We start from the raw sequence: 12,369 nt of genomic DNA, 5'->3' as shown, positions 1-12,369 counted from the left end.
GTGAGATGTTCATAACGGAGTCATTGCCATGAAAAGCCGCTCCCCCGCTGTTGCGTCAGAGAGCCCAAAGGGAGAGCGCTCGAAACCGTCCGCGAAAAAACCGTCGAGCTTCTACATGAAGCAGATGCGTGCGGGCCTGGCTGCCGCCGGTTATGTGAAACACGAAACTTGGGTACTTCCGGAAAACCGAAGCTTGCTCAAGCAGATGGAGCAACAGCTACGCCAACCGATTCTGGCTGGCTCATTCATGTCGGAGAATTACATGAGCGCAGGCAACAACTGGAACATCGATAGCCTCTTCAACGCCCTCAAGGCACTGGACGAGGTGGCTTCGCACGAGATAACGCTGTCTCTGGTCCAGAGCTCCGAACCCAGCATCAAGCTGGAAATGAACGAATTCGGCGGTCTGCCGATTCACATCGCCGTGGCCGGTCAACAGATCATCGTCGACACCGTGCTGGTGGATATCGATTCGATCACTGACGTGCGCGCCTTCAACGACGCCGTCCTGCGCAGCCGGGAGATGTTCCCGCTGTCGTCGATCGGCATCGAGTCGATGCCTAACGGCCAGACCGTTTACAACATGTTTGGCGCCCTCAGCGCCGACTCGAGCCTGACCAACGTCGTCACCGAGGTGAAAACCCTGGTCGACAACGTGCAGCGCGCGAGCGAAGCCTTCGAACACTTCTTCAAGTAATCAACAGGGAATATCCAATGACTCAGTCCATCTGGAGCAAGTTGTTCACCGCATTGCGCGGCGGCGCCAATGAAGTCGGCGAAGCAATCGTTGACCAACAGGCCCTGCGCATCCTCGACCAGGAAATCCGCGACGCCGACACCGCGCTGTCCAACGCCCGCCGCGAGCTGGTCACCATCATGGCCAAGCACAAGCTGGCCGCCGACCGCGTGAGCGAGTACGACGCCAAGATCAAGGATCTGGAAGCCAAGGCAGTTTCCGCGCTGAATGCCGGCCGCGAAGACCTGGCGATGGAAGTGGCCGAAGCGATTTCGACTTTGACCAACGACCTGACCGCCGAGAAAGCCCAAAGCGATGAGTTCGGCACCTACGCCGAAAACATGCGCAAGGACATCACCAAGGCCGAGTCGCGGATCAAGAGCCTGCGCCAGCAGGTGGACATGGCCAAGGCCCGTGAAAGCGTGCAAAAGGCGCAGGTCAGCGCGTCCATCGCCAGCGGCGGCGCCAACGGCAAGCTGGAAACCGCCGTCGGTACCCTGAACCGTCTGCAGGCCAAACAACAGCAACGCGCTGCCGAGCTGAGCGCGGCGGACGAACTGGCTGACGCGTCGACCGGCAACGACCTGGAACGCAAACTGCGCGACGCCGGCATCACGCCGAACGAAGGCAGCGCCAATGCGATTCTTGAGCGTCTGAAGCAGAAGTCGACTCAGTAAGCACCGACACAAAAACCTGTGGGAGCGAGCCTGCTCGCGAAGAGGGTGTGTCAGTCGACATTAATGTCACCTGATACTCCGTTTTCGCGAGCAGGCTCGCTCCTACAAGGTTTTGTGCCGCGCAATTGCTTCTGCTTGTTACCGCCCGGCCCGGTACACTAGCGGCGCTTTTTACGACGAACACCTCCACCCGCCTCAAGGAATGTACCCATGGGATGGTTCAAAGATTTGCTGGGCACCAGCAACTGGCAGACCGCTGCGCCCGCGCCAGTGGCCGGCGGCCCGCTCGGAATGGCGCAAGGCAAAGGCGTGCGGTTCGATTCGACCCTGGCATTGCTGCTCGATGGCAGCACCTCGGTGCGGGTTCCGGCGGCAGAGGCCATCTGGAGCGCCGGCTGGATCGACCTTGGCCAATCCAACAAGCTGCATCGCTACTACCTCAACAACGAGGATTTCTGGATCCAGATCCACGTCACCGGCGATGATCAGATTGAATCGGTCACCCTGTTCAACTACCTCAGTTACGTGACCGTCAACAGTGACGCCGAACTGCAGCGCCTGGCCGGCCCCGCCAGCCCCATCGGCCTGCCGACCTACACCCACGACGGCATCCAGTACAGCCGTGAATGGGGTACCGAGCAAGGCCAGACCGAACTGGTACCGCTGACCGAACACGTGATCAACCCGGACGAGTCCTACACCATCGAGCACCACTCGATGCTCTACGCCCGCGAGACCGGCCTGACCGATCGCCGCGAGCTGCTGCTGTTCTCCGTCGAACAGGACGAAGAAGGCACCGTCAGCCTGAGCACCTCGCTGGGCATTTCGCTGTACACGACTGATCTGAGCACCATTTAAAAAAGGAAGTTTTCCATGCTGGAAGTGCTGGCCGTTTCCCTGAACAAGACCGCACTGGTCGGTTTCGTCGTCTACCTGATCGGCGCTGTGCTGCTGTTCATGCTGTTTCAGTTCGTCTACACCCGCATCACGCCGCACAAAGAGTTCGAGCTGATCCGTTCCGGCAATATAGCCGCCGCCATTGCCCTGGGTGGCGCGATCGTCGGCTTTGCGATTCCGGCCAGCAACGTGATCGCGTTTTCGGTCAACGTCCTCGACTTCGTGCTGTGGGCCGTGATCGCCGCTGTGGTGCAATTACTGGCATTCCTGGCGACCGGCATGGTGCTCAAGGGCACGTCGCAACGTATTGCCAACGGTGAAATCGCTTCGGGTATCTACGTGGCCGCAGTGGCCATCAGTGTCGGCATGCTCAACGCCGCGTGCATGACCCCGTCCAACTGATCGGCAGGAAGCCTTCGATGAAACGCAGCAAGTACGTTCAACTTTCCCTCGCCGCCTCGGTGGCCATGGCCATTTCCGGCGAAGCGGCAGCGCTGGACCCGCAACGCTTTCAATCGGTCGAACAGTGCGTCGACGCTTCGGTCGCGGCCGATGTCTGCTCGAACGCCTATGTCGCAGCACTCACCGAACACCGACGCATTGCGCCGGCCTACGACGACAAGGCCAAGTGCGACGCAGACTTTGCTGCCGACTGGTGTCAGAAAAACTCCGACGGTCGCTTCGTGCCGAAACTCGGCGGTTTCAAGGTGCCGCAGAACGGTGAGGCGCCGCAGGACCTGAATGCGATTGCCAATGCGCAGATGCCTGCCGGCGACACGGCTGCCGCGCAGAACGTGCAAAGCACTTCGCACTCCTCCGGTGGCGGTGGCGGCAATGGCTGGCTCTCTGGCTGGCTGATCGGCAATGCGATGAGCAACAACGCCAACCGCACGGTCTATCGCGACCGCGATACACGCCAGACCTACAACACCTCGACGCAGTACCGCAAAATCGAATCGGCGCCGGCGACCCGTACCGACACCCGCTACGACAGCTCCCGAAGCAAACCGGTCAATGTCGCTTCGTCGACGTCCCGCGGTGGTTTCGGCAGCCAGTCTTCCGCACGCAGTGGTTGGGGCGGCTGGGGCAGTTCGAGCAGCTGACCATGAAGAAGATCCATTGCGCCGAGCGCCCCGACTGGAAGCAGACTGCCGAAAGCCTCGGCTTTCTGTTCCACACCATCGACGACGAACCGTACTGGGACGAAAGCGCCTACTACCAGTTCACGCTCGCGCAGATTGAAAATGATCTGGAGGATCCGACCACCGAACTGCACGAGATGTGCATGGACCTGGTCGACCGCGTGGTGCACAGCGAAGAGCTGCTGGATCGCCTGAGCATTCCGGCGCCGTACTACGACATGATCCGTACTTCCTGGCTGGAAGGTCATCCGCATCTGTACGGCCGCATGGACTTTTCCTACAGCGGCAACGGCCCGGCGAAGCTGCTGGAACTCAACTACGACACCCCGACCAGCCTCTATGAAGCGGCGGCGTTTCAGTGGGGCTGGCTGGAGCAGTGCATCGAGCGCGGCATGCTGCCGCGCCACGCCGACCAGTTCAACAGCATCGACACCAAACTGCATCTGGCGTTTGCCGAGTTGCAGCTCAAGCGGCCGTTCTACTTTGCGTCGATGAAAGACTCGGTTGAAGACAAGGGCACCACCGACTACCTGCGCCTGATCGCGGAAAAGGTCGGTATCGAATCCCGGCACATCGACATCGAAGATATCGGCCTGACCGCCGAGGGTCGCTTCGTCGACCTCGAGGATCGCTGGATCCCGCACCTGTTCAAGCTGCACGCCTGGGAATTCATTTTCCATGAGCCGTTCGGTGCAGCGATTGCCAAGAGCGACACGCAGTTTTTTGAGCCGGCGTGGAAGTCGATCCTGTCGAACAAAGGCGCACTGCCTTTGCTATGGGAGCTGCACAAGGGCCATCCGAATCTGCTCGCGGCGCATCTTGATCCTAATCCGGCCAGTGCGGTGCCCAAGGGCTGGGTGCGCAAACCGTACTTCTCCCGCGAAGGTGCCAACATCGAACTGCAAACGGCGGAAGGTCTGATCGTCAAACAGGACGGGCCCTACACCGATGCGCCATTCATCCTGCAGGAGTTTGCGCCATTGCCGAAGTTCGACGACAGCTACACGCTGGTCGGCTCGTGGGTGATTGGTGATCAGGCGGCGGGGATTGGCGTACGCGAAGACAACAGTCTGATCACCAAGGATTCGAGCCGGTTTCTGCCGCACCTGATCCTCGACTGAGGCACACATCCGCACCTGTGGGAGCGGGCTTGCTCGCGAAAGCGGACTGCCATTCAACAAATGCTTTGACTGACCCGACGCCTTCGCGAGCAAGCCCGCTCCCACAGGAGATCAGTGCTAATCGCGGACCTTGCGCCGCAAAAAAGGCCCGTCGTGTTGAACGACGGGCCTTTTTTATTCAGCGCGGATGCAGCAGCGAATCAGAACGGAATGTCGTCATCGAAGCTGTCGAAATCCGGAGCCGGTTGCGGTGCAGCCTGCTGTGGAGCCGGGGCTGGACGCTGTTGCGGGGCCGATTGCTGCGGGCGTGGAGCCTGCTGACGTGGCGCCTGCTGCTGGTAGTTGTTGCCACCGCCTTGTTGGTCGCCCTGTTGTGGACGGCCGCCGAGCAGTTGCATGGTGCCTTGCATGTCGACCACGATTTCGGTGGTGTAACGCTTGATACCGTCTTTTTCCCACTCGCGAGTCTGCAGCTTGCCTTCGATGTACACCTGCGAACCTTTACGCAGGTATTCGCCGGCGATTTCCGCAACCTTGCCGAACATCGAAACACGGTGCCACTCGGTCTTCTCGACCTTCTGACCGGTTTGCTTGTCGGTCCACTGTTCGCTGGTTGCCAGACTCAGGTTGGTCACGGCGTTACCGTTAGGCAGGTAGCGAACTTCGGGATCCTGGCCGCAAGTGCCGACCAATATGACTTTGTTAACCCCACGGGCCATAACGTTCTCCTAGGCTTCGCAAGCAGCCTCGGCCGGGTTGTTCACCAGGCGTTCGAGGGTGTCGCGATCCACTAATTCTTTGTCCAGTTTGATGTAAACAGCCGCTTCATCAGCAACTATCACTGCATCTGTTACCCCTACGAGGGCCTTGAGGCGCTCGACCAGACCCGCTTCGCGGATCGCCTCGGGCGACAACGGCAAGCGCAGGCTCGTCACGTAGGGAGGTTCGCGCATGGTAACAGCAAAGGCCAGCCAGATGGCAGCCAGACCGGCACATCCAAGGAACACAACCGACAGACCGCCATGCTGAAACAGCCAGCCGCCGAGTATCCCGCCGAGTGCCGAACCGAGGAACTGGCTGGTGGAATACACGCCCATCGCCGTGCCCTTCCCGCCTGCCGGTGAAACCTTGCTGATCAGCGACGGCAACGAAGCTTCCAGCAGATTGAACGCGGTGAAGAACACCACCGTGCCGATCACCAGAGCCCGCAAGCTGTCACCGAACTGCCAGAAGAATAGCTCAGTGAGCATCAGCGTCAGGACGGCACCGAGCAAAATTCGTTTCATTTTGCGTTTCTTCTCGCCGTAGATGATGAACGGGATCATGGCGAAGAAAGAAATCAGCAGCGCGGTCAGGTACACCCACCAATGCTGCTCCTTGGGCAAACCGGCCTTTTCCACCAGTGCCAGCGGCAAGGCGACGAAGCTCGACATCAGCATCGCGTGCAGCACGAAAATGCCCAGGTCCAGGCGCAGCAGGTCCGGATGTTTGAGCGTCGGCATCAGGGCCTGACGCGCCACGCCGGATTCACGATGGCTCAATGGCCCGGTGGATTTCGGCACCATGAACATCACGATGACGATCCCGAACAGCGCCATGCCGCCGGTGGCGAGGAACAGCCCGGACAGGCCGAACGCGCGGGTCAGCAGCGGACCGACCACCATGGCCACGGCGAACGACAGACCGATGGTCATGCCGATCATCGCCATGGCTTTGGTGCGGTGCTGTTCACGGGTCAGATCGGAGAGCAACGCCATCACCGCAGCGGAGATCGCCCCGGCGCCCTGCAGGATGCGCCCGGCAATCACGCCCCAGATCGAATCGGCCTGAGCCGCCAGCACACTGCCCAGGGCAAACACCACCAGCCCGAGGAAAATCACCGGACGCCGGCCGATGCGGTCGGAAATGATCCCGAACGGAATCTGGAAAATCGCCTGGGTCAGGCCGTAAGCGCCAATCGCCAGCCCGATCAGGGCCGGGGTCGCTCCCGCCAGGTCCATGCCGTAGGTCGCCAGTACCGGCAATACCATGAACATGCCAAGCATACGGAAGGCGAACACCAGGGCCAGACCGCTCGCTGCGCGGGTCTCGCTGCCACTCATGCGTTCGCTGTGGTGATCGTGCATGGAAAAACCTCGTGTGAACCGGCGGCGATTCTACCAGTCCCATCGAAAGACGGGGTATATCGCGACGCTATGACGCGTATAGATGAAACTCTCTTCATGCAAGGTAAAACACCCTTCGTTTGATAGTGTGCATCCATCCAGTATTTGCCCGTATACTCCTACGTTTTCGACGCCCGCCGAGCGAGGCCACTTTGGACAAGATCCTGATACGTGGGGCCCGTACCCACAACCTGAAGAACATCGACCTGACCCTGCCACGGGACAAGCTGATCGTCATCACCGGCCTGTCCGGATCCGGCAAGTCGTCCCTGGCCTTCGACACGCTATACGCCGAAGGTCAGCGCCGCTATGTCGAATCCCTGTCGGCCTACGCCCGGCAGTTCCTGTCGATGATGGAAAAACCCGACGTCGACACCATTGAAGGTTTGTCGCCGGCCATCTCCATCGAACAGAAGTCGACCTCGCACAACCCGCGCTCCACGGTCGGCACCATCACCGAAATCTACGACTACCTGCGCCTGCTGTATGCCCGGGTCGGTACGCCGCGCTGCCCGGATCACGATATTCCGCTGGAAGCGCAGACCGTCAGCCAGATGGTCGACCTGGTGCTGGCCCAGCCGGAAGGCAGCAAACTGATGTTGCTGGCGCCGGTTATTCGCGAACGCAAAGGTGAACACCTTTCGGTTTTTGAAGAGCTGCGCGCCCAAGGCTTCGTTCGCGCCCGAGTCAACGGCCGCATCTGCGAGCTCGACGAACTGCCGAAACTGGATAAACAGAAGAAGCACTCGATCGATGTGATCGTCGACCGGTTCAAGGTCCGCGCCGATCTGCAGCAGCGCCTGGCCGAATCGTTCGAGACCGCACTGAAGCTGGCCGACGGCATTGCCCTGGTGGCGCCGATGGACGATGAGCCGGGTGAAGAGATGATCTTCTCCGCGCGCTTTGCCTGCCCGATCTGCGGCCACGCCATCAGCGAGCTGGAGCCGAAGCTGTTCTCCTTCAACAACCCGGCCGGCGCCTGCCCGACTTGCGATGGTCTGGGCGTGAAGCAGTTCTTCGACATCAAGCGCCTGGTCAATGGTGAACTGACCCTGGCCGAGGGCGCCATTCGCGGCTGGGACCGGCGCAACGTCTATTATTTCCAGATGCTCGGCTCACTGGCCTCGCACTACAAGTTCAGCCTGGAGAAGCCGTTCAATGAGCTGACCGCCGAACAGCAAAAGCACATCCTGCACGGCAGCGGCTCGCAGAATGTCGACTTCAAGTACCTCAACGACCGCGGCGACATCGTCAAACGCTCGCACCCGTTCGAAGGCATCGTGCCGAACCTTGAGCGTCGCTACCGCGAAACCGAATCGGCCAGCGTGCGCGAAGAACTGGCAAAGTTCCTCAGCACCCAGGCCTGTCCGGATTGCCGCGGCACGCGTCTGCGTCGTGAAGCGCGGCACGTGTGGGTGGGTGAGAAAACCCTGCCGGCAGTGACCAACCTGCCGATCGGCGATGCCTGCGAGTACTTCGGCGAGCTGAAGATGACCGGCCGTCGCGGTGAAATCGCCGACAAAATCCTCAAGGAAATCCGCGAGCGTCTGCAGTTCCTGGTCAACGTCGGCCTCGACTATCTGTCGCTGGATCGCAGCGCCGATACCCTGTCCGGTGGCGAGGCGCAGCGCATTCGTCTGGCGAGCCAGATCGGCGCCGGTCTGGTCGGCGTTCTGTACATCCTCGACGAACCGTCCATTGGCCTGCATCAGCGCGATAACGACCGCTTGCTCGGCACCCTCAAGCACCTGCGCGACATCGGCAACACGGTAATCGTGGTCGAGCACGACGAAGACGCGATTCGCCTGGCCGACTATGTGGTGGATATCGGCCCGGGCGCCGGGGTGCACGGCGGGCAGATCGTGGCTGAAGGTACGCCGGACGAAGTCATGGCGCATCCGGATTCGCTGACCGGCAAATACCTGTCGGGCCGAGTGAAAATCGAAGTGCCGGCCAAACGCACGCCGCGCAACAAGAAGCTGACCCTGTCGCTCAAGGGCGCACGCGGCAACAACCTGCGCAACGTCGATCTGGAAATCCCGATCGGCCTGCTGACCTGCGTCACCGGTGTTTCCGGCTCGGGTAAATCGACGCTGATCAACAACACGCTGTTCCCGTTGAGCGCTACTGCACTCAATGGAGCGACCACACTCGAAGCCGCGGCGCACGACAGCATCAAGGGACTGGAACATCTCGACAAAGTCGTCGATATCGACCAGAGCCCGATCGGCCGTACGCCGCGCTCCAACCCGGCGACGTACACCGGGTTGTTCACGCCGATCCGCGAACTGTTCGCCGGCGTGCCCGAGTCGCGCTCCCGTGGCTATGGCCCCGGGCGCTTCTCGTTCAACGTCAAGGGTGGTCGCTGCGAGGCGTGTCAGGGCGACGGCTTGATCAAAGTCGAAATGCACTTCCTGCCGGACATCTACGTGCCGTGCGATGTGTGCAAGAGCAAGCGCTATAACCGCGAAACCCTTGAGATCAAATACAAGGGCAAGAGCATCCACGAAACCCTCGAGATGACCATCGAGGAAGCCCGGGAGTTCTTCGACGCGGTACCGGCGCTGGCGCGCAAGCTGCAGACGTTGATGGATGTGGGCCTGTCGTACATCAAGCTCGGCCAGTCGGCGACCACGCTGTCCGGTGGCGAGGCGCAACGGGTCAAGCTGTCCCGCGAGCTGTCCAAGCGCGATACCGGCAAGACTCTGTATATCCTTGATGAGCCGACCACCGGTCTGCACTTCGCCGATATCCAGCAATTACTCGATGTGCTGCATCGCCTGCGCGACCACGGCAATACTGTAGTGGTGATCGAACACAACCTGGACGTGATCAAGACCGCTGACTGGCTGGTGGATCTGGGCCCGGAAGGTGGCTCCAAGGGTGGGCAGATCATCGCCACCGGTACGCCGGAGGAAGTGGCCGAGATGAAGCAGTCTCACACCGGCCATTACCTCAAACCGTTGTTGCTTCGCGACCGGGCTTAACCACCCGGCATGAAAAAGCCCCTGTCACTTCAACAATGACAGGGGCCTTTTTATATCCGTGCAATCAGGTGTGAGATTGCAGGTAGTTCTCGAGACCGATGAGTTTGATCAGGCCCAACTGTTTTTCCAGCCAGTAGGTGTGATCTTCTTCGGTGTCGTTGAGCTGAACGCGCAGGATCTCGCGACTGACGTAATCCTTGTGTTGCTCGCACAACTCGATGCCTTTGCACAGCGCGGCGCGTACTTTGTACTCGAGGCGCAGATCGGCTTCGAGCATCTCCGGCACGGTGGTCCCGACATCGAGATCATCCGGGCGCATGCGCGGCGTGCCTTCGAGCATCAGAATCCGGCGCATCAGCGCATCGGCGTGACCCGCTTCTTCTTCCATCTCGTGGTTGATTCGTTCGTAGAGCTTGGTGAAACCCCAGTCCTCATACATCCGCGAGTGCACAAAATATTGGTCACGCGCGGCCAGTTCGCCGGTCAGCAACGTGTTGAGGTAATCGATTACGTCTGGGTGGCCTTGCATCGCCCTACATCTCCCTGCTTGAAAGTCTGTAGTTTGAACCAAGCTGACCGGAAGGTCACCCGGTTTCGCGCAATAAAAGCGAAGATATTCTGAGAAAAGCGGCCTAAATAACGCAAAAACCGCCCTAATGAGGGCGGTTCTGCTTCTCGTTTAGACTTCGTTAAGCTGTACGTTGAGCAGCTTTGCGATTGCTTCTCCATACGCCGGATCGGCTTTGAAGAAATGCTGCAGTTGGCGATCCACGACATCGGGAGTAACACCGCTCATGGCGCCGGCGATGTTGCTGACCAGAAGCGCTTTCTGTTCGTCATTCATCAATCGGAACAACGCACCCGCGTGGCTGTAGTAGTCGGTGTCCTCGCGGTGATCGTAACGGTCGGCAGCACCGCTCAGGGCCAGCGCAGGTTCAGCGTAATGCGGCGCCTGCTTCGGCGATTCAATGTAGCTGTTCGGTTCGTAATTGGGCGCTGCGCCACCGTTGCTGCCGAACGCCATCGAGCCGTCGCGCTGGTACGTATTCACCGGGCTGCGCGGAGCATTCACCGGCAATTGCTGGTGGTTGGTGCCAACACGGTAGCGATGTGCATCGGCGTAGGCGAATACGCGGCCTTGCAGCATGCGATCCGGCGACAGACCCACGCCAGGCACCATGTTGCTCGGGCCGAATGCAGCTTGCTCAACCTCGGCGAAGTAGTTCAGCGGGTTACGGTTCAACTCCAGCTCACCGACCTCGATCAACGGGAATTCCTTCTGCGACCAGGTCTTGGTCACGTCGAACGGATTCTCGTAGTGCGCTGCAGCCTGGGCCTCGGTCATGATCTGGATGCATACGCGCCATTTCGGGAAGTCGCCACGCTCGATGGCCTCAAACAGGTCACGCTGGGCGTAATCCGGATCGGTACCCGCCAGACGCGCAGCGTCAGCCGGCGCGAGATTCTTGATCCCTTGCTGGGTCTTGTAGTGCCACTTCACCCAGTGACGCTCGCCTTGTGCATTGATCAGGCTGTAAGTGTGGCTGCCGAAGCCGTGCATGTGACGGTAGCCATCGGGAATGCCGCGATCCGAGAACAGAATGGTCACCTGATGCAATGCTTCAGGCGAATGCGACCAGAAGTCCCACATCATCTGCGCGCTTTTCAGGTTGCTCTGCGGCAGGCGTTTCTGGGTGTGGATAAAGTCTGGAAACTTCAGAGGGTCGCGGATGAAGAACACAGGGGTGTTGTTGCCAACGATGTCCCAGTTGCCTTCTTCGGTATAGAACTTGAGGGCAAAACCGCGTGGATCACGCTCGGTGTCAGCCGAGCCGCGCTCGCCACCCACAGTCGAGAAGCGCAGGAACGTAGGCGTTTGCTTACCGACGGATTCAAACAGTTTGGCGCTGGTGTACTCGGTGATATCACGAGTCACAGTGAATGTACCGTAAGCACCCGAGCCTTTGGCGTGCACGCGACGCTCAGGAATGTTTTCACGGTTGAAATGGGCGAGCTTCTCGATCAGGTGAAAATCGTCGAGCAGCAGCGGGCCTCGAGGGCCGGCGGAACGAGAATTCTGGTTATCAGCGACAGGTGCGCCACTGGCGGTCGTAAGCGTTTTGATCTGGCTCATACAGTCTTCTTCCTCTGTCAGTCTTGAAACTGCCGGCTAATCGGCTTGCTGGGAAGTATCGTTCATCAATATGACACCTACAAATTCATTAACCTGCAAGCATCAATAGAAAATTACTACTGATCAAATCCCGGCCTATAGTGACAACAGAACAGCGTCGGAATCTTGTACGAACAGCGCATTTTTTTGCGCGCACAAAAAACCGGGCACTAGGCCCGGTTCTTCGTTTCAGACTGACGTCTTACTCGGCGGATACAGCTTCGCCTGCAGTAGCACGATCAACCAACTCGACGTACGCCATAGGCGCGTTGTCGCCAGCGCGGAAACCGCACTTGAGGATGCGCAGGTAGCCACCCTCACGGGTAGCGTAACGCTTGCCCAGGTCGTTGAAGAGCTTACCTACGATATCTTTCGATCGAGTTCGGTCGAATGCCAGACGGCTGTTAGCCAGACTGTCTGTCTTGGCCAGAGTGATCAGCGGCTCAGCAACGCGGCGCAGTTCTTTGGCTT

12 protein-coding genes are annotated in these 12,369 nt (G+C 59.7%); 7 read left to right on the top strand and 5 right to left on the bottom strand.

The features are described 5' to 3' along the window. Window positions 1–115 precede the first annotated feature (115 nt). The 6 genes from ACIOUG_RS18745 to ACIOUG_RS18720 all read left to right on the top strand — a co-directional run bounded on the left by ACIOUG_RS18745 (window position 116) and on the right by ACIOUG_RS18720 (window position 4,573). Window positions 116–697 carry a YjfI family protein gene (locus ACIOUG_RS18745; protein ID WP_401067596.1) on the top strand — a complete coding sequence of 194 codons (582 nt, stop codon included), beginning with the start codon at window positions 116–118 and terminating at the stop codon, window positions 695–697. 17 nt (window positions 698–714) lie between these two features. After that, complete coding sequence (locus ACIOUG_RS18740) at window positions 715–1,413, top strand: PspA/IM30 family protein (protein ID WP_003228700.1); 699 nt, start codon at window positions 715–717, stop codon at window positions 1,411–1,413. A gap of 210 nt (window positions 1,414–1,623) precedes the next feature. Next, window positions 1,624–2,271 carry a DUF2491 family protein gene (locus ACIOUG_RS18735; protein ID WP_401067593.1) on the top strand — a complete coding sequence of 216 codons (648 nt, stop codon included), beginning with the start codon at window positions 1,624–1,626 and terminating at the stop codon, window positions 2,269–2,271. A gap of 15 nt (window positions 2,272–2,286) precedes the next feature. Continuing rightward, on the top strand, window positions 2,287–2,712 hold the full coding sequence (locus tag ACIOUG_RS18730; RefSeq protein ID WP_401067590.1) for a DUF350 domain-containing protein: 426 nt from the start codon (window positions 2,287–2,289) through the stop codon (window positions 2,710–2,712). Between the two features lie 17 nt (window positions 2,713–2,729). After that, window positions 2,730–3,413 carry a DUF1190 domain-containing protein gene (locus ACIOUG_RS18725; RefSeq protein ID WP_401067588.1) on the top strand — a complete coding sequence of 228 codons (684 nt, stop codon included), beginning with the start codon at window positions 2,730–2,732 and terminating at the stop codon, window positions 3,411–3,413. 2 nt (window positions 3,414–3,415) lie between these two features. Continuing rightward, window positions 3,416–4,573 (top strand): glutathionylspermidine synthase family protein, encoded by a 1,158-nt coding sequence (locus tag ACIOUG_RS18720; protein WP_401067585.1) that lies wholly within the window; start codon window positions 3,416–3,418, stop codon window positions 4,571–4,573. 200 nt (window positions 4,574–4,773) lie between these two features. On the opposite strand, the gene ACIOUG_RS18715 is transcribed toward ACIOUG_RS18720, so the two are convergent. Together ACIOUG_RS18715 and ACIOUG_RS18710 are read right to left on the bottom strand one after the other, a co-directional pair. After that, on the bottom strand, window positions 4,774–5,292 hold the full coding sequence (locus ACIOUG_RS18715; protein WP_007966163.1) for a single-stranded DNA-binding protein: 519 nt from the start codon (window positions 5,290–5,292) through the stop codon (window positions 4,774–4,776). A 9-nt stretch (window positions 5,293–5,301) separates the two neighbouring features. Further along, window positions 5,302–6,699 (bottom strand): MFS transporter, encoded by a 1,398-nt coding sequence (locus tag ACIOUG_RS18710; RefSeq protein WP_401067582.1) that lies wholly within the window; start codon window positions 6,697–6,699, stop codon window positions 5,302–5,304. A 191-nt stretch (window positions 6,700–6,890) separates the two neighbouring features. Between ACIOUG_RS18710 and uvrA the strand changes: the two genes are divergently transcribed. After that, a complete protein-coding gene (gene uvrA / locus ACIOUG_RS18705) occupies window positions 6,891–9,725 on the top strand; it encodes an excinuclease ABC subunit UvrA (protein WP_401067579.1) in 2,835 nt (944 codons plus the stop codon). 64 nt (window positions 9,726–9,789) lie between these two features. Here the strand turns inward: uvrA and bfr are convergent, their stop codons facing one another. The 3 genes from bfr to rplQ form a co-directional block, all read right to left on the bottom strand. Then, complete coding sequence (bfr, locus tag ACIOUG_RS18700) at window positions 9,790–10,254, bottom strand: bacterioferritin (RefSeq protein WP_003228714.1); 465 nt, start codon at window positions 10,252–10,254, stop codon at window positions 9,790–9,792. Between the two features lie 150 nt (window positions 10,255–10,404). After that, window positions 10,405–11,859 (bottom strand): catalase, encoded by a 1,455-nt coding sequence (locus ACIOUG_RS18695; protein WP_401067576.1) that lies wholly within the window; start codon window positions 11,857–11,859, stop codon window positions 10,405–10,407. 241 nt (window positions 11,860–12,100) lie between these two features. After that, window positions 12,101–12,369: 50S ribosomal protein L17 (gene rplQ / locus ACIOUG_RS18690; RefSeq protein ID WP_401067574.1), on the bottom strand; the 269-nt coding region annotated here is incomplete at its 5' end.

It is taken from the genome of Pseudomonas sp. NPDC087803, assembly GCF_044742995.1.
Classification (GTDB): domain Bacteria; phylum Pseudomonadota; class Gammaproteobacteria; order Pseudomonadales; family Pseudomonadaceae; genus Aquipseudomonas.
The sequence above is the reverse complement of the archived record's forward strand: the minus strand, read 5'-3'. Positions and strand labels throughout refer to the sequence as shown.

Excerpts from the sequence above, each read along its gene's own strand:
- ACIOUG_RS18745 (WP_401067596.1), top strand. The coding sequence starts at position 116 with ATGAAGCAGATGCGTGCGGGCCTGGCTGCCGCCGGTTATGTGAAACAC.
- ACIOUG_RS18740 (WP_003228700.1), top strand. The coding sequence starts at position 715 with ATGACTCAGTCCATCTGGAGCAAGTTGTTCACCGCATTGCGCGGCGGC.
- ACIOUG_RS18735 (WP_401067593.1), top strand. The coding sequence starts at position 1,624 with ATGGGATGGTTCAAAGATTTGCTGGGCACCAGCAACTGGCAGACCGCT.
- ACIOUG_RS18730 (WP_401067590.1), top strand. The coding sequence starts at position 2,287 with ATGCTGGAAGTGCTGGCCGTTTCCCTGAACAAGACCGCACTGGTCGGT.
- ACIOUG_RS18725 (WP_401067588.1), top strand. The coding sequence starts at position 2,730 with ATGAAACGCAGCAAGTACGTTCAACTTTCCCTCGCCGCCTCGGTGGCC.
- ACIOUG_RS18720 (WP_401067585.1), top strand. The coding sequence starts at position 3,416 with ATGAAGAAGATCCATTGCGCCGAGCGCCCCGACTGGAAGCAGACTGCC.
- ACIOUG_RS18715 (WP_007966163.1), bottom strand. The coding sequence starts at position 5,292 with ATGGCCCGTGGGGTTAACAAAGTCATATTGGTCGGCACTTGCGGCCAG.
- ACIOUG_RS18710 (WP_401067582.1), bottom strand. The coding sequence starts at position 6,699 with ATGCACGATCACCACAGCGAACGCATGAGTGGCAGCGAGACCCGCGCA.
- bfr (WP_003228714.1), bottom strand. The coding sequence starts at position 10,254 with ATGCAAGGCCACCCAGACGTAATCGATTACCTCAACACGTTGCTGACC.
- ACIOUG_RS18695 (WP_401067576.1), bottom strand. The coding sequence starts at position 11,859 with ATGAGCCAGATCAAAACGCTTACGACCGCCAGTGGCGCACCTGTCGCT.